This is a genomic window from Streptomyces sp. NPDC002958 (assembly GCF_055563255.1).
Map to the genome: position 1 here is coordinate 268,025 of NZ_JBVHDS010000003.1, position 16,038 is coordinate 284,062.

Sequence of the window (16,038 nt, forward strand, 5' to 3'; positions counted from 1 at the left end):
GCCGCCGCCGAGGTCCGTACGCATCTGGGCTGATCCCCGGGAGCGGCCGCAGTCGGGTCAGTCGGCGGACCACGTAGGCCGAGCCGAGGTCCGCCGGCTCCCCGCGCACGTGCGTACGGCCACGCCGCCGCCGAGGTCCGTACGCATCTGGGCTGATCCCCGGGAGCGGCCGCAGTCGGGTCAGTCGGCGGACCACGTAGGCCGAGCCGAGGTCCGCCGGTTCCCCGCGCACGTGCGTACGGCCACGCCGCCGCCGAGGTCCGTACGCATCTGGGCTGATCCCCGGGAGCGGCCGCAGTCAGGTCAGTCGGCGGACCACATAGGCCGAGCCGAGGTCCGCCGGCTCCTCGCCCACATACTCCTGCTCGCGCATCGCGCACCAGGCCGGGATGTCCAGGCGTGCCGCCTCGTCGTCGGAGAGGACGGTCACGGTTCCGCCCGGCGGGACCTCCCCGATCACCTTTGCGAGCTCGATCACCGGGATCGGGCACCGCTTCCCGAGGGCGTCGACCACCAGGGACGTGGTCGCGGCGGGGGAGGGGGCCGCCGAAACGGGCGCACCCAGCCTCTCCCGTACCTCTGCCACCACTCTCGGCAGCACGTCCAGGAATCGGTCGACGTCCCCGTCCGCGGTGCCGGTCGGCAGTGACACCCGTACGTTCCCCTCCGACAGCACCCCCATCGCCCTGAGCACATGGCTCGGTGTCAGCGTGCTGCTTGTGCAGGACGAACCAGATGATACGGAGAATCCGGCCCGGTCCAGTTCATGGAGCAATGTCTCGCCGTCGACATAGAGACAGGAGAAGGTCACCAGATGCGGCAGCCGCCGCGCCGGATCACCGACCACCTCCACATCGGGCACCAGCTGTGGCACCCGGGCCCTGATGCGGTCCACCAGGGCCCGCAGTCGTACGGACTCGGCGGCCGCCTCCGCCCGCACCGCCCGCAGCGAAGCCGCCGCGGCCACGATCGCCGGAAGGTTCTCGAACCCCGCGGCCCGCCCCGACTCCCGTTCGTCGGCCGGTCCCTGAGCCGCGAACCGCACCCCCTTGCGTATCGCCAGCAGCCCGACCCCCGAGGGGCCGCCCCACTTGTGCGCGCTGGCCACCAGCAGCGACCAGCCGTCCGGCACCGGCGCCCAGCCCAGCGACTGCGCGGCGTCCACCAGCAGCGGCACCTCCGCCGCCCGGCAGACCTCCGCGACCTCGGCCACCGGCTGTTCGGTGCCGACCTCGTGATTGGCAGACTGCAGACAGGCCAGCGCGGTGTCCTCGCGCAGCACCTGCGCGTACGCCGCCGCACTCACCGCCCCCGAACGGTCCACCGCGACCTCGGAGACCGACCCGCCCTCCGTCTCATGGGCGGCGGCCGAGTGCAGCACCGACGAGTGTTCGACCGCGGAGACGACCAGATGGCGGCCGACACGCCGACGCCCCGCGAGAGCCCCGGAAATTCCGGAGTGCACCGCCCGCGTCCCCGAAGGAGTGAAGATGAGCTCGTCCGGACGGCACCCGACGGCCTCCGCGGTGGCCTCCCGGGCCGCGTCCAGTAGCATCCGGGCCCGCCGACCCTCGCGGTAGAGCCTGGCCGGGTCGGCCCATCCCTCGTCCAGCGCGGCAAGCAGCGCCTGGCGGGCGACGGGGTGCAGGGGGGCGGAGGATGCGGCGTCGAAGTAGGGCACATGTCCACGCTAGTGCCCCTCCCGGCAGGCTTCGCCCCGTCGCGCCGCCCAGCACGCACGCTCCGGGCGTCGGCCAAAGGCCCTGGTAGCTCCTTCCCCCAGCTCTCAACTTCGTTCGAGCAGGGGAGAGCCCCCATCCAAGGACTTCCGGCCGCCCTGCGATCGCCCGCCTGGACGACGCTCCTTCCGGGCAAACACTGCCGGTCACGGGACTGGCCGCGCAGGGCCGCGTCCGGGGACGGGCCGCCCGCACAGCCAGGAGAGGGGGCGTCAGATGGTGGTCGGAGGCGCGAATTCCACCCCTTCGGGGAGTCGGACGGCGCGTTGGGCACCCTCCCCGCGCGACCCCAAATAGCGTCCAGTAGGGTTTGGTCCGCATAAACATCCAAACCCCTGCCCGCGTCAGGGCGGCGACCGACCAGAAAGACGGCCGCGCCGACCGCGCGGGCGAGACTCTCGGGAAGGCGCTACGTGAGTCCCAACGGCTCCGACCGCTCGTCGCGGCGCCCGATGCGGCGGAAGCTGCCGCAGGTGCTGACTGCGGGCCTGATCCTGCTGACCGCCACCGGTTGCACATACGAGGACTTCCCCCGCCTTGGTATGCCCACGCCGGTAACGGAAGAGGCACCACGGATCCTTTCCCTCTGGCAGGGCTCGTGGGCGGCAGCGCTCGCCACGGGCGTGCTGGTCTGGGGCCTGATCCTGTGGAGCGTCATCTTCCACCGGCGCAGCCGCACCAAGGTCGAGGTTCCTCCGCAGACCAGGTACAACATGCCCATCGAGGCGCTGTACACCGTGGTCCCTCTGATCATCGTCTCGGTGTTCTTCTACTTCACCGCGCGCGATGAATCGAAGCTCCTTTCGCTCTCCCCGGAGCCCGCCCACACCATCAACGTGGTCGGCTACCAGTGGAGCTGGGGCTTCAACTACATCGAGAACGTGGACGGCTCGACCGCCACGGGCAACGAGATCCCCAAGGAACTCGACGCCATCCCGGACAAGTACCGGAAGGACTTCCCCAAGGGTGCGGAGGGCGTCTACGACGTCGGCGTTCCGGGCACCCGGAACCCGCAGAACGGCAACCCGGGTCCGACCCTGTGGCTGCCGAAGGGTGAGAAGGTCCGGTTCGTTCTGACTTCGCGTGACGTCATCCACTCCTTCTGGGTGGTGCCGTTCCTCATGAAGCAGGACGTCATTCCGGGCCACACCAACGCCTTTGAGGTGACTCCCAACCAGGAGGGCACCTTCATGGGCAAGTGCGCCGAGCTCTGCGGCGTCGACCACTCCCGGATGCTCTTCAACGTCAAGGTCGTCTCCCCGGAGCGCTACCAGGCGCACCTCGAGGAGCTGGCGGAGAAGGGCCAGACGGGCTACGTGCCGGCCGGTATCGAGCAGACTGACCCGGCCAGGAATGCGGAGACGAACAAACTGTGAGCATCCTCAACGAACCTCAGGGTGCCGCGGCAGCAGACGACTCGTACGAGGACGAGCTGCCGGTCCGGCGCAAGCAGCCGGGAAACGTCGTCGTCAAGTGGCTGACCACCACTGACCACAAGACGATTGGCACGCTCTACCTGGTCACGTCGTTCGCGTTCTTCTGCATCGGCGGTCTGATGGCGCTCTTCATGCGCGCCGAACTGGCCCGTCCCGGCACGCAGATCATGTCGAACGAGCAGTTCAACCAGGCGTTCACGATGCACGGCACGATCATGCTGCTGATGTTCGCGACGCCGCTGTTCGCCGGATTCGCGAACTGGATCATGCCGCTGCAGATCGGCGCGCCCGACGTGGCGTTCCCGCGGCTGAACATGTTCGCGTACTGGCTGTACCTCTTCGGCTCGCTCATCGCGGTGGCCGGCTTCCTCACCCCGCAGGGTGCGGCCGACTTCGGCTGGTTCGCCTACTCCCCGCTCTCGGACGCGGTCCGTTCACCGGGTATCGGCGCCGACATGTGGATCATGGGTCTGGCCTTCTCCGGATTCGGCACGATCCTCGGTTCGGTCAACTTCATCACCACGATCATCTGCATGCGCGCCCCTGGCATGACGATGTTCCGCATGCCGATCTTCGTGTGGAACGTGCTGCTGACCGGTGTGCTGGTCCTGCTGGCCTTCCCGGTCCTCGCCGCCGCGCTCTTCGCGCTGGAGGCGGACCGTAAATTCGGTGCACACATCTTCGACGCGGCCAATGGCGGCGCATTGCTCTGGCAGCACCTCTTCTGGTTCTTCGGCCATCCAGAGGTGTACATCATCGCTCTGCCATTCTTCGGAATCATTTCCGAAGTGATTCCGGTGTTCAGTCGCAAGCCGATGTTCGGCTACATCGGTCTGATCAGCGCCACGATCGCCATCGCAGGCCTCTCCGTGACCGTGTGGGCGCACCACATGTACGTCACCGGCGGTGTGCTGTTGCCATTCTTCTCGTTCATGACCTTCCTCATCGCGGTGCCAACCGGTGTGAAGTTCTTCAACTGGATCGGCACGATGTGGAAGGGATCGTTGTCCTTCGAGACACCGATGCTCTGGGCCATCGGCTTCCTGATCACCTTCACCTTCGGTGGTCTGACCGGCGTGATCCTGGCATCGCCCCCGCTGGACTTCCACGTCTCGGACTCGTACTTCGTCGTCGCGCACTTCCACTACGTCATCTTCGGCACCGTGGTCTTCGCGATGTTCTCCGGATTCCACTTCTGGTGGCCGAAGTTCACCGGCAAGATGCTGGACGAGCGGCTCGGCAAGATCACCTTCTGGACGCTGTTCGTGGGCTTCCACGGCACGTTCCTGGTGCAGCACTGGCTGGGTGCCGAGGGCATGCCGCGTCGTTACGCGGACTACCTCGCCGCAGACGGGTTCACCGCGCTGAACACGATCTCGACGATCTCCTCGTTCCTGCTCGGCCTGTCGATGCTGCCGTTCTTCTACAACGTGTGGAAGACCGCCAAGTACGGCAAGAAGATCGAGGTCGACGACCCGTGGGGCTACGGCCGTTCGCTGGAGTGGGCGACCTCCTGCCCGCCGCCGCGGCACAACTTCCTCACCCTGCCGCGGATCCGTTCCGAATCCCCGGCGTTCGACCTGCATCACCCGGAGATCGCGGCGCTCGAGCAGCTGGAGCACCACTCCGAGGACGACAAGGCCCTCGCTGGTGGTAAGGAGGCCGGCAAGTGAAGATCCAGGGCAAGATGTTCCTCTGGCTGAGCGTCTTCATGCTCGCCATGGCCGTCACGTACGGCGTGTGGTCGAAGGAGCCGGTCGGTACCACCGCGCTCGTCCTGGCCTTCGGTCTGACCGTCATGATCGGCTTCTACCTGGCCTTCACGGCGCAGCGGGTCGACGCCATGGCTCAGGACAACAAGGAAGCCGATGTGGCGGACGAGGCCGGCGAGGTGGGGTTCTTCTCCCCGCACAGCTGGCAGCCGCTCTCGCTGGCCATCGGTGGTGCCCTTGCCTTCATGGGCGTCATCTTCGGCTGGTGGCTGCTCTACTTCTCGATCCCGGTGATCCTGATCGGCCTGTTCGGCTGGGTCTTCGAGTACTACCGCGGTGAGAACCGCACCCAGTGACACCGAGTCACCGCTCCACCTGACGGGGGGCCCGTACTTCTTCCACCAAAAGAAGTACGGGTCCCCCGTTTGCAGTCACAATGCGCGCTTAAAGGGATGAATCTCCATAGCGTGTGTTCATGAACCAGACGCCGCGCATCCGCCCCGAAGTGAGCTGCACTCTGCTGGTCGTGACCCTGGTCGCAGGTGTGACCGCCTGTGGCGGGTCCGACGGCCACCCGCTCGCGGCGAAACCGTACGACGCGGTGGACGAGATCTCCGTCAACGCCCCCGAGGGCGACGAGAAGGCCGACCCCGACAAGCCCCTCGAAGTCACCGTCAAGGGTGACGACGGCCGGATCACGGACGTGACGGCCGTGGACACGACCGAACGCCATCTGGCGGGCGAGCTGGACGCCGACGGGAAGCGCTGGCACTCCACCTCCCCGCTGGCCGCCGGCACCCGCTACACGGTCCGGGTCAGCATGGAGGACGACGACGGCGCCCCGGGCAGTCGCACGCTCTCCTTCGAGACCGCGTCCGCCAGAACCAAGAAGCTCCTGAATGTCACCTTCGGCCCCCAGGCGGGCACCTACGGTGTCGGACAGCCCGTCACGGCGGAACTCAGTGCTCCGGTCAAGGACAAGGCGTCCAGGGCCATCGTGGAGCGCGCCCTGCGGGTCCGTTCCGCGCCCGCCGTGACCGGCTCCTGGTACTGGGTCGACGACAAGATCCTGCACTACCGCCCCAAGGACTACTGGCCCGCCAACGCCACCATCGACGTCACCAGCGGCCTGGCCGGCATCAAGGTGACCGACACCATGTCCGGAGCCCCCACGAAGGCGCTGAAACTCACCACGGGCGACCGTATCGAGGCCATCACCGACGCCGCCGCGCACACTCTGACGGTCAAGCGCAACGGGAAAGTGATCAACACCATTCCGGTGACCACCGGCAAGCCCGGCTTCGCCACCCGAAACGGCATCAAGGTCGTGCTGAGCAAGGAGCGCTCCGTGCGCATGCGCGGTGAGACGATCGGCATCTCGGAGGACTCGTCCGACTCGTACGACATGCTGGTCTACTACGCGGCCCGCGTCACCTGGAGCGGTGAGTACGTGCACGCGGCTCCCTGGTCCACCGGCTCGCAGGGGCTCGCGAACGTCAGCCACGGCTGTACGGGCATGGCCACCAGCATGGCCGAGTGGTTCTACAACACCGTGCGCACGGGAGACATCGTCGAGGTCGTCGGCAGCGAGGGCGAGATGATGACGCCGTTCGACAACGGCTACGGCGACTGGAACCTGTCCTGGGACAAATGGCAGGAGGGCAGCGCCCTGCAGAAGAACGACACGCCGGAGCGCACGGACACGATCCAGGCGGCACGACTGCGCCCCGAGGTCTGACCGGCCCGGACAGTGCGCTGCCCCTCAGCTGGACCGCAGACGGAGCTGCGGCAGGCCTCCGAGAGGCTCTCAGGCGTCCAAGCAGAGCCTGCTGCGCAGCAGGGCGGCCAGGGCGTCCGCGAACTCGACCGGCTCGACCGGCAGGGTCACCGCGGCGTCCGCACGGCTCCAGGTGGCCAGCCAGGCGTCCTGCGGGCGCCCGATCAGCAGCAGTACGGGCGGGCAGTGGAAGATCTCGTCCTTGATCTGCCGGCAGACGCCCATGCCGCCCGCGGGTGCCGTTTCGCCGTCCAGCACACAGACGTCGATGCCGCCCTTGTCCAGCGCCTCCAGGACGGCGGGCAGGGTGGCGCACTCCAGGAACTCCACCGGTGGAACATCGGCCGCGGGCCTGCGCCCGGCTGCCAGCCTCACCTGCTCACGGGTGTTGGCGTCGTCGCTGTAGACCAGGACCGTGGCGGTCGGCTGCATTGTTCCTCCGTGACGTCTGTGTCTTCGGGGCTTTCCGGGCATGAACCGATGCGCGGATCGTACTCCGCCCGATGGCCTGTCAGCACCGCTTGGGACAGCGGATTCATGGGCCGTTCGGGGAAGGCACACCCTGTTGACACACCGAACGGCACCCCCCGGAGTGAGGGCGGGATAAGGGACCGACATAATGTCGGTCGTGGCGACAGCAACGACAGTAGAAACCGGGCACGCGCACCCGTCGGTCAATCGACCGAACCTCACCAGCGTCGGAACCATCATCTGGTTGAGTTCCGAGCTGATGTTCTTCGCGGCCCTCTTCGCGATGTACTTCACCCTGCGATCGGTGATGGGGCCGGAACACTGGGAGGAAATGGCTTCGGCCCTGAACTTCCCGTTCTCGGCGACGAACACCACGATCCTGGTGCTCTCCTCACTCACCTGCCAGCTCGGCGTCTTCGCCGCGGAGCGGGGCGACGTGAAGAAGCTCCGTACCTGGTTCGTGATCACTTTCGTGATGGGTGCGATCTTCATCGGAGGCCAGATCTTCGAGTACACCGAGCTGGTGAAGGAGGAGGGCCTCTCGCTTTCCTCCGACCCGTACGGCTCGGTGTTCTACCTGACGACCGGCTTCCACGGGCTGCACGTGACAGGCGGTCTCATCGCCTTCCTGCTCGTTCTGGGCAGGACATACGCAGCCAAGAGGTTCACCCACGAACAGGCGACCGCCGCCATCGTCGTGTCCTATTACTGGCACTTCGTCGATGTCGTGTGGATCGGCCTCTTCGCCACGATCTACATGATCAAGTAACCGGGCTCGAACCCGAACCACATCCAGCATCGACGCAGAAGATCCTGACACCGGGGTAATCCGTGAAAAAGCTCTCCGCACGACGACGCCATCCGTTGGCGGCGGTCGTCGTCCTACTCCTCGCGCTGGCGGCCACTGGGGGGCTGTACGCCGCGTTTGCGCCCGCGAGTAAGGCGCAGGCCGACGAAACCGCCCAGTCCCTCGCCATCGATGAGGGCAAGAAGCTGTACTCCGTCGGTTGCGCCAGCTGCCACGGAACCGGCGGTCAGGGCACCACCGACGGGCCGAGCCTGGTCGGCGTGGGCTCCGCCGCCGTGGACTTCCAGGTCGGTACGGGCCGTATGCCGGCGCAACAGCCGGGTGCCCAGGTACCGAAGAAGAAGGTCATCTACAGCCAGGCCGAGATCGACCAGCTGGCGGCGTACATCGCGTCGCTCGGCGCGGGCCCGATCGTTCCGACCGAGAACCAGGTCAGCCCTGAGGGTGCGGACATCGCCAAGGGTGGCGATCTGTTCCGTACCAACTGCGCGCAGTGCCACAACTTCACCGGTGAGGGTGGTGCGCTGTCGAACGGCAAGTACGCGCCCGGCCTCAAGGACGTGGACCCGAAGCACATCTACGAGGCCATGCAGACCGGCCCGCAGAGCATGCCGTCCTTCCCGGACACGACGATGCCCGAGCAGGAGAAGCGGGACATCATCGCGTACATCCAGACCGTGAACGGTGCCCAGACGGAGAACCCGGGTGGTCTCAAGCTGGGTGGCCTGGGGCCGGTCAGTGAGGGCTTGTTCGCCTGGGTCTTCGGGCTCGGCGCACTGATCGCACTCGCCATTTGGGTCGCGGCCCACACCGCTAAGGCCAAGAAGTCATGAGTAGCCAAGAGATTCCAGACGAGAACCTGCCCGCTGAGCAGGACACCGCGCACGGCGCGGTAAAGGTCGCGGACGACCCGTTCGCCGACCCAGGGCTGCCGGCCCACAAGCCGCGCATCCAGGACATCGACGAACGGGCCGCGAAGCGCTCCGAGCGCACCGTCGCGCTCATGTTCACGGTGTCCATGCTGGCGACGATCGGCTTCATCGCCTCGTACGTCATCTTCCCGGTCGACAAGATCGTGTACATCTGGCCCTTCGGCCATGTGAGCGCGCTCAACTTCTCCCTGGGTCTGACCCTGGGCGTGGCCCTCTTCGCGATCGGCGCCGGTGCCGTCCACTGGGCGCGCACGCTGATGTCCGATGTGGAGGTCGCCGACGAGCGGCACGCCATCGAGGCCGAGCCCGAGGTCAAGGCGAAGGTTCTCGAGGATTTCGCGGCAGGTGCCCAGGAGTCCGCGCTCGGCCGGCGCAAGCTGATTCGCAACACCATGTTCGGCGCGCTGGCCCTGGTGCCGCTCTCCGGTGTGATGCTGCTGCGTGACCTCGGTCCGCTGCCGGAGAAGAAGCTCCGCAGCACCCTGTGGGCCAAGGGCAAGCAGCTCATCAACATGAACACCATGGAGCCGCTGCGTCCCGAGGACATCTCCGTCGGTTCGCTGACCTTCGCCATGCCCGAGGGCCTGGAGGAGGACGCGCACGACTTCCAGAACCAGATCGCCAAGGCCGCGCTGATGATCATCCGCATCGAGCCGGACGACATCAAGGACAAGCGCGAGCGCGAGTGGGCGCACGAGGGAATCGTCGCCTTCTCCAAGATCTGCACCCACGTCGGCTGCCCGATCAGCCTGTACGAGCAGCAGACCCATCACGTGCTCTGCCCGTGCCACCAGTCCACCTTCGACCTCTCCGACGGCGCCCGCGTCATCTTCGGTCCGGCCGGTCACGCCCTTCCGCAGCTGCGGATCGGTGTGAACGCCGAGGGCAACCTCGAAGCGCTCGGTGACTTCGCAGAGCCCGTCGGTCCTGCTTTCTGGGAGCGCGGATGAGTACTGCGACCACGAACACATCTGGTGCTGCCGCACCGGGCAATCGCAAGGCGCCCGCCGGTGAGCGGGTGGCCGACTGGGCGGACGGTCGGCTCGGGATCTACTCCCTGGCCAAGGCCAACATGCGCAAGATCTTCCCGGACCACTGGTCCTTCATGCTCGGTGAGATCGCCCTCTACAGCTTCATCATCATCATCCTCACGGGTGTGTATCTGACGCTGTTCTTCCAGCCGAGCATGAGCGAAGTCGTGTACCACGGCTCGTACGAGCCGATGCAGGGCGTCCGGATGTCCGAGGCCTACGCCTCGACACTGGACATCAGCTTCGACGTCCGCGGTGGTCTGCTGGTCCGCCAGATCCACCACTGGGCCGCGCTGATCTTCCTGGCCGCCATGTTCGTGCACATGATGCGCGTCTTCTTCACGGGTGCGTTCCGCAAGCCGCGTGAGATCAACTGGCTGTTCGGCTTCCTGCTGTTCGTGCTGGGTATGTTCACCGGCTTCACCGGCTACTCGCTCCCGGACGACCTGCTCTCCGGTACGGGTGTCCGCTTCACCCAGGGCGCGATCCTGTCGATGCCGATCGTCGGCACGTACCTCTCGATGTTCCTGTTCGGCGGAGAGTTCCCCGGCCACGACTTCGTCGCCCGGTTCTACTCGATCCACATCCTGCTGCTGCCGGGCATCATGCTCGGTCTCGTGGTGGCGCACTTGATCCTGGTCTTCTACCACAAGCACACGCAGTTCGCCGGTCCGGGCCGCACCAACAAGAACGTCGTCGGCATGCCGCTGATGCCGGTCTACATGGCGAAGGCCGGTGGCTTCTTCTTCCTGGTCTTCGGCATCATCACCATCATCGCGGCCATCGCCACGATCAACCCGATCTGGAACATCGGCCCGTACCGCCCGGATCAGGTGTCCACCGGCGCCCAGCCCGACTGGTACATGGGCTTCGCCGAGGGTCTGATCCGAGTGATGCCTGGCTGGGAGATCAACCTCTGGGGCCACACGCTGGTCCTCGGGGTGTTCATTCCGCTGATGGCCTTCGGACTGGTACTCGCGATCATCGCGGTCTACCCGTTCATCGAGTCCTGGATCACCGGGGACAAGCGCGAGCACCACATCCTGGACCGCCCGCGCAACGCTCCGACCCGGACGGCCTTCGGCGTCGCCTGGATCACCGAGTACGTCGTCGTCTTCATCGGTGGTGCCAACGACCTGTGGGCCACGCACTTCCACCTGTCGCTGAACGCCATCTCCTGGTTCGTCCGGATCTTCATCTTCGTGGGCCCGGTCATCGCGTTCATCGTCACCCGGCGGATCTGTCTCGGCCTCCAGCGCCGCGACAAGGAGAAGGTGCTGCACGGGCGCGAGTCCGGCCTGATCAAGCGCCTGCCGCACGGTGAGTTCGTCGAGGTCCACGAGCCGCTCGGCCCCGAGCAGCTGCACACGCTCACCGCGCACGAGCAGTACAAGCCGGTCGAGATCGGCCCGACGGTCGACGAGAACGGTGTCGAGCGCAAGGTGCCCGCACTGCAGAAGCTGCGGGCCAGGCTCAGCAAGGGCTACTACGGCGAGAACAACCAGATCGCCAAGCCCACCGCCGAGGAGTACAAGGAGATCACCAGCGGCCACGGTCACCACTGATCGCTTGAACTGATCGCCACAGCAGGAGCCCCGTCCGATCCGATGGACGGGGCTCTTCGCTGTCCCCTGCGCTCGATAGGGTGGGGGTGAATCCCTTATCGGCTGTGGACCCCAGGAGCGGACCATGAACGTTGTGACCCCGGTCGGCGGCGACAGCGTGGCGGACCGTTCCTGGCCCGGCGTGCTGAACCCCCTGCTGCGCGGCGAGGACCTGACCGCGGACGACACCGCGTGGGCGATGGACCGCATCATGAGCGGTGAGGCGACCGATGTGCAGATCGCCGGTTTCGCGGTGGCCCTGCGCGCCAAGGGCGAGACGGTCGACGAGGTGTCCGGCCTGGTGCGCGCGATGTACGAGCACGCCAACACCATCCACGTACCCGGTCGTACGGTCGACATCGTCGGCACCGGCGGCGACCTCGCCAAGACGGTCAACATCTCCACGATGTCGGCGATCGTCATCGCGGGCACCGGCGCCAGGGTCGTCAAGCACGGCAATCGGGCCTCCTCGTCGGCGAGCGGTTCCTCCGATGTGCTGGAGAAGCTCGGCGTCAATCTGGAGCTCAGCGCGCAGCGGGTCGTCGAGGTCGCCGAGGAGGCGGGCATCACCTTCTGCTTCGCGGTGAAGTTCCACCCCGCGCTGCGGTACGCGGCCAGGGCCCGCAAGGAGCTCGGCGCCCAGACCACGTTCAACATCCTCGGGCCGCTCACCAACCCGGCCAAGGTGCGCTCCCAGGCCATAGGCGTCGCCGACCTGAAGATGGCGCCCATCGTCGCCGGTGTCCTTGCCGAGCGCGGCAATTCGGCGCTGGTCTTCCGCGGCGACGACGGCCTGGACGAGCTGACGACGACCGCGACCTCGCGGGTCTGGGTGGTCCGGGACGGATCGGTGCGCGAGGAGGCGTTCGACCCGCGCGACGTCGGTCTGGAGCTGGCGCCGCCACAGGCGTTGCGCGGCGCCGACGCCTCGTACAACGCGGATGTGGCCCGCCGGGTGCTGGCCGGCGAGCGGGGGCCCGTGCGGGAGGCCGTGCTGCTCAACTCGGCGGCGGCCCTGGTCGCGCTGGACCCGACGGACGGCACGCTGAACGAGCAGCTCGCCGCCGGGATCGCGAAGGCCGCCGAGTCCATCGACTCGGGGGCGGCCCGTCAGGCGCTGGAGCGCTGGGTGGCGGTCAGCAACGCCTGACCGGACGGAATGTGACGCAGGGCGCGGTCCGGATCTTGGACTGCGCCTTGCGCGTTTTCGTACGTATGGCAAGATGCTGGGCAGGTCATGAGTGACAGCGACTACGGCCCCGGCCCGCTGTCCGGCAACCCTCCGTCCGTGGCGGGGTGCCCCGGGTGAAGACCAGGCCGCAGGCAGCGAGGTCTGCGGCAAGCGCGGGCCCCTCGGCATCTGTGAATGCCAACCCCCGGGGTCCTGGTCCCCAGGGAGTCTCTTGTGAGCACGCGAATGCGATAGGGCTTCTCAGCCCTCCTCCGCACACCCTTTTTCTCTCCGCTGCGCTGCCGCGCCATCCGTCGGCGCATGCAATTCGCCTGCCTGTTACGGGAGTTCGCCATGTCTGTCCTCACCGCTGCCGCCGACCAGTCGCTTTGTGCCCCTCTGCCCGTTCTGGGAACGGATGTAACGGTTCCCCTGGTCACGGGTGGTGAGGTCACGTACGCCGCTCTCGACTACGCCGCCAGCGCCCCGGCCCTCCAGCGCGTCTGGGACGACGTCGCCGCCTACGCCCCGTACTACGGCAGCGTCCACCGCGGTGCCGGGTACCTGTCGCAGCTCTCCACGGACCTCTTCGAGAGCAGCCGCGCGACCGTCGCGAAGTTCCTCGGCTGCCGCCTTGAAGGGGGTCCGGGCGAAGCCCGGTCGGGCAAGGGCGGTGGTGGGCGACGGGAGGGCGACCAGGTGATCTTCACCCGCTCGACCACCGACTCCCTCAACCTGCTGGCCGCCGTCGTTCCCGCCGACTGCCAGGTCTTCGTCTACGAGACCGAGCACCACGCCTCGCTGCTGCCGTGGCGCGACGCCCAGGTGACCTATCTGAACGCCCCGCGCACCCCGGCCCAGGCCGTCGAGACGCTGGAGCGGGCACTTGCGGACCGTGACCCCCACGGCCCCGCGCTGGTCTGCGTCACCGGCGCCTCCAACGTCACCGGCGAACTGTGGCCGGTGAAGGAGCTGGCCGCCACCGCACACGCGCACGGTGCCCGGATCGTGCTGGACGCCGCGCAGCTCGCCCCGCACCACCCCATCGACATCGCCGAGCTGGACGTCGACTGGGTCGCCTTCTCCGGGCACAAGCTGTACGCGCCGTTCGGCTCGGGCGTCCTCGCGGGCCGGGCCGACTGGCTCCAGGGCGCCGAGCCGTACCTGGCCGGCGGCGGCGCCTCGCGCAAGGTCGCCCGTCGCGCCGACGGCGGCGTGGACGTCGAGTGGCATTCCACCGCCGCCCGCCACGAGGCCGGTTCCCCCAACGTCATCGGTGTGTACTCCATCGCCTCCGCCTGCAAGGCGCTCACCGAGGCGGGTTTCGACAACCTGGTGGCCCGGGAGCAGCACCTCGTCACCGCGGTCCGGGCCGGTCTCGCCGACGTCCCCGAGGTCAAGGTGCTCTCGTTGTTCGGCGACGACGCCCCGCGGGTCGGCGTCATCTCCTTCGTGGTGGAAGGCTGGAACAGCTCGCACTTCGCCGCCGCGCTCTCCGCCGAGTACGGCATCGGGGTCCGCGACGGACTGTTCTGCGCCCACCCGCTGGTCCGCACCCTGCTGGGCGGCGACCCACAGGCAATCGGCGAGTGCGGCGCGCCGGAGGTCGAGCCGGGCGAACGCTCGCTCAACGCGATCCGGGTGAGCTTCGGCGCCGGTACGCCGGATGAGCACATCGAGCGCTTCGTCCGCGCGGTCAAGGAACTGGTGGGCAGGGGCGCCCGGTGGAAGTACCGTACCGAGGACGGCCGCTGCGTCCCGGACCGGGGTGCGGCGCAGCTGTGACGGCCACATAACGCTTCGGCGGGGGACCGGCAGCCGAGCCCGTCCCCCGCCGAAGTGCTACGCCGTAATAGAAGTGCTACGCCGTAACAAGGGGCGTACCTACGCGTCGAGACCGATGGCGAAGGCGGCCTCCAGATCATGCTGCGAGTACGTACGGAAGGCCACATGCGTGTCGGTGGCCTCCACGCCGGGGATCCTGCTGATCCGGCCGGGGATGACATCCGCCAGATCGTCGTGCTTGGCCACCCGGACCATGGCGATCAGGTCGTACGTACCGGTGACCGAGAAGACCTCGCTGACGCTGTCCAGCGCCGCGATGGCCTCGGCGATCTCGGGAATCCGGTCCACGCTGGTTTTGATGAGCACGATCGCGGTGATCACGGCTGGCTTTCTCCCTCGGTGGCCGTGGCTGGTGTCTTCACTCTATCCGTACGCCGGTAACGCCCCCATGCGTAGAGGAAGCCGAGGACAAAGCCCACCACATGGGCCAGATAGGCGACGCCCGGCCCTCCGCTGCCCGCACCCTGGACGGCCAGCCACTGCAGGACGAACCAGAAGATCAGCACGATCCAGGCGGGAAGGCGCAGCGGCAGGAAGAAGAGGAACGGGAACAGGCTGGTGACCCGGGCTCTGGGGAACAGGTACAGGAACGCCCCCAGCACCGCCGAGATCGCCCCCGACGCCCCGACGAGCGTCTGGTCGGACGCGGTGTGCGCCGCCGCGTAGGCGACCAGGGCGAGATAGCCGCAGCCGAGGTAGAAGAAGGTGAACTCGGCATGGCCCATGCGCTCCTCGGCCATCGCGCCGAACACGTACAGGAAGAGCATGTTGCCGAGCAGATGCAGCCAGTTGCCGTGGACGAAGAGGGCGGTGAGCGGGGTGAGCAGGGCCGGTGCGGAGCCGTCCCACAGCTCGCTCGGGATCACCCCCCAGCGTTCGAAGTACCCGGCCTGGGCGGCGAGCAGGGCGTCGGCGGTGCCGCTGTACGACGGATTGAAGCCGGAGAGCGGGCTGATCAGGAAGATCAGACAGCACACGGCGATCAGGGCATGGGTCACCACTGGTCTGCCCGAGGTGACCGTCCGTAGGGGTCCGCTGGTCAGTCTGCCGGCCGCAGCCCGCCGATCGATCATGAACAGAGCATGACGCAAGCGGAGGGAACGGGACAGACCGCCTCGCCGTGTCGGGGGGACAGGGTGAGGCCGTAGGGTTACGACAGGGCATCCGCAGTTCGACGGCGCACCGCGAGATCCTTGAAGCAGGCAGCACGAGGCTCGACGAAAGAGGACGCAACGATGACGACGGTTCCCCAGCCGACCGACGGGACCCGCTGGCGCTGCACGCTCTGCGGGAATCTGACGCGATTCGACGTGACGCGCTCCTCCAAGGTCGTCGAATATGTCCATCTCGACCTGGCCGGGGAGTCCACCGTCGAGGAGCGCGAGGTGGTCAGTGAGACCATCGAGTCGGTGCGCTGCCGTTGGTGCAACGCGGTGGATCAGATCGAATTGGTGGACAGGCCGGGTGCCGACTCCTGACGGGGCCGTGCGGACAGACGATTTGGGGTGACGG

The 16,038-nt window shown here is 67.4% G+C and carries 15 protein-coding genes and 1 riboswitch; of the genes, 11 read left to right on the top strand and 4 right to left on the bottom strand.

The window, feature by feature from the left end:
- Positions 1 to 298: 298 nt before the first annotated feature.
- Positions 299 to 1,681: an aminotransferase class V-fold PLP-dependent enzyme gene (locus ACZ3IC_RS07560; RefSeq protein ID WP_467413572.1), complete on the bottom strand. Its 1,383-nt coding sequence runs from the start codon at positions 1,679 to 1,681 to the stop codon at positions 299 to 301.
- A gap of 471 nt (positions 1,682 to 2,152) precedes the next feature.
- Here ACZ3IC_RS07560 and ctaC point away from each other — a divergent pair, with 471 nt between their 5' ends.
- From ctaC to ACZ3IC_RS07580, 4 genes are all read left to right on the top strand, one after another.
- Complete coding sequence (gene ctaC / locus ACZ3IC_RS07565; protein WP_467413574.1) at positions 2,153 to 3,115, top strand: aa3-type cytochrome oxidase subunit II; 963 nt, start codon at positions 2,153 to 2,155, stop codon at positions 3,113 to 3,115.
- On the top strand, positions 3,112 to 4,848 hold the full coding sequence (gene ctaD / locus ACZ3IC_RS07570; protein ID WP_467413575.1) for an aa3-type cytochrome oxidase subunit I: 1,737 nt from the start codon (positions 3,112 to 3,114) through the stop codon (positions 4,846 to 4,848). Before ctaC ends, ctaD begins: the two co-directional genes overlap by 4 nt.
- Positions 4,845 to 5,243, top strand: a complete 399-nt coding sequence (locus ACZ3IC_RS07575) for a cytochrome c oxidase subunit 4 (RefSeq protein WP_467413577.1) — start codon at positions 4,845 to 4,847, stop codon at positions 5,241 to 5,243. The genes ctaD and ACZ3IC_RS07575 overlap by 4 nt, the downstream gene beginning before the upstream one ends.
- A gap of 119 nt (positions 5,244 to 5,362) precedes the next feature.
- Positions 5,363 to 6,625 carry a L,D-transpeptidase gene (locus ACZ3IC_RS07580; RefSeq protein ID WP_467413579.1) on the top strand — a complete coding sequence of 421 codons (1,263 nt, stop codon included), beginning with the start codon at positions 5,363 to 5,365 and terminating at the stop codon, positions 6,623 to 6,625.
- Positions 6,626 to 6,694: 69 nt separating this feature from the next.
- Here the strand turns inward: ACZ3IC_RS07580 and ACZ3IC_RS07585 are convergent, their stop codons facing one another.
- Positions 6,695 to 7,096 (bottom strand): hypothetical protein, encoded by a 402-nt coding sequence (locus tag ACZ3IC_RS07585; protein WP_467413581.1) that lies wholly within the window; start codon positions 7,094 to 7,096, stop codon positions 6,695 to 6,697.
- 187 nt (positions 7,097 to 7,283) lie between these two features.
- Here ACZ3IC_RS07585 and ctaE point away from each other — a divergent pair, with 187 nt between their 5' ends.
- From ctaE to ACZ3IC_RS07615, 6 genes are all read left to right on the top strand, one after another.
- Entirely contained in the window at positions 7,284 to 7,904 is a 621-nt protein-coding gene (gene ctaE / locus ACZ3IC_RS07590) for an aa3-type cytochrome oxidase subunit III (RefSeq protein WP_467413583.1), read from the top strand.
- Positions 7,905 to 7,966: 62 nt separating this feature from the next.
- Positions 7,967 to 8,776, top strand: coding sequence for a cytochrome bc1 complex diheme cytochrome c subunit (gene qcrC / locus ACZ3IC_RS07595; protein WP_467413585.1), 810 nt, complete (start codon positions 7,967 to 7,969; stop codon positions 8,774 to 8,776).
- Complete coding sequence (qcrA, locus tag ACZ3IC_RS07600) at positions 8,773 to 9,825, top strand: cytochrome bc1 complex Rieske iron-sulfur subunit (protein WP_467413587.1); 1,053 nt, start codon at positions 8,773 to 8,775, stop codon at positions 9,823 to 9,825. Before qcrC ends, qcrA begins: the two co-directional genes overlap by 4 nt.
- A complete protein-coding gene (gene qcrB / locus ACZ3IC_RS07605; RefSeq protein ID WP_467413589.1) occupies positions 9,822 to 11,471 on the top strand; it encodes a cytochrome bc1 complex cytochrome b subunit in 1,650 nt (549 codons plus the stop codon). Before qcrA ends, qcrB begins: the two co-directional genes overlap by 4 nt.
- Positions 11,472 to 11,595: 124 nt before the next feature.
- Positions 11,596 to 12,660, top strand: coding sequence for an anthranilate phosphoribosyltransferase (gene trpD, locus ACZ3IC_RS07610; RefSeq protein WP_467413591.1), 1,065 nt, complete (start codon positions 11,596 to 11,598; stop codon positions 12,658 to 12,660).
- A gap of 83 nt (positions 12,661 to 12,743) precedes the next feature.
- Positions 12,744 to 12,861, top strand: a riboswitch (SAM riboswitch).
- Between the two features lie 174 nt (positions 12,862 to 13,035).
- Positions 13,036 to 14,466 carry an aminotransferase class V-fold PLP-dependent enzyme gene (locus tag ACZ3IC_RS07615; protein WP_467413593.1) on the top strand — a complete coding sequence of 477 codons (1,431 nt, stop codon included), beginning with the start codon at positions 13,036 to 13,038 and terminating at the stop codon, positions 14,464 to 14,466.
- Positions 14,467 to 14,565: 99 nt separating this feature from the next.
- On the opposite strand, the gene ACZ3IC_RS07620 is transcribed toward ACZ3IC_RS07615, so the two are convergent.
- Positions 14,566 to 14,847, bottom strand: coding sequence for an Lrp/AsnC family transcriptional regulator (locus tag ACZ3IC_RS07620; protein ID WP_467413594.1), 282 nt, complete (start codon positions 14,845 to 14,847; stop codon positions 14,566 to 14,568).
- The gene (locus ACZ3IC_RS07625) at positions 14,844 to 15,599 is read right to left on the bottom strand and encodes a rhomboid family intramembrane serine protease (RefSeq protein WP_467413597.1); all 756 of its coding nucleotides are present in this window, start codon (positions 15,597 to 15,599) and stop codon (positions 14,844 to 14,846) included. The genes ACZ3IC_RS07620 and ACZ3IC_RS07625 overlap by 4 nt, the downstream gene beginning before the upstream one ends.
- A 162-nt stretch (positions 15,600 to 15,761) precedes the next feature.
- Here ACZ3IC_RS07625 and ACZ3IC_RS07630 point away from each other — a divergent pair, with 162 nt between their 5' ends.
- Positions 15,762 to 16,004 carry a hypothetical protein gene (locus ACZ3IC_RS07630; RefSeq protein ID WP_327366941.1) on the top strand — a complete coding sequence of 81 codons (243 nt, stop codon included), beginning with the start codon at positions 15,762 to 15,764 and terminating at the stop codon, positions 16,002 to 16,004.
- Positions 16,005 to 16,038 lie beyond the last annotated feature (34 nt).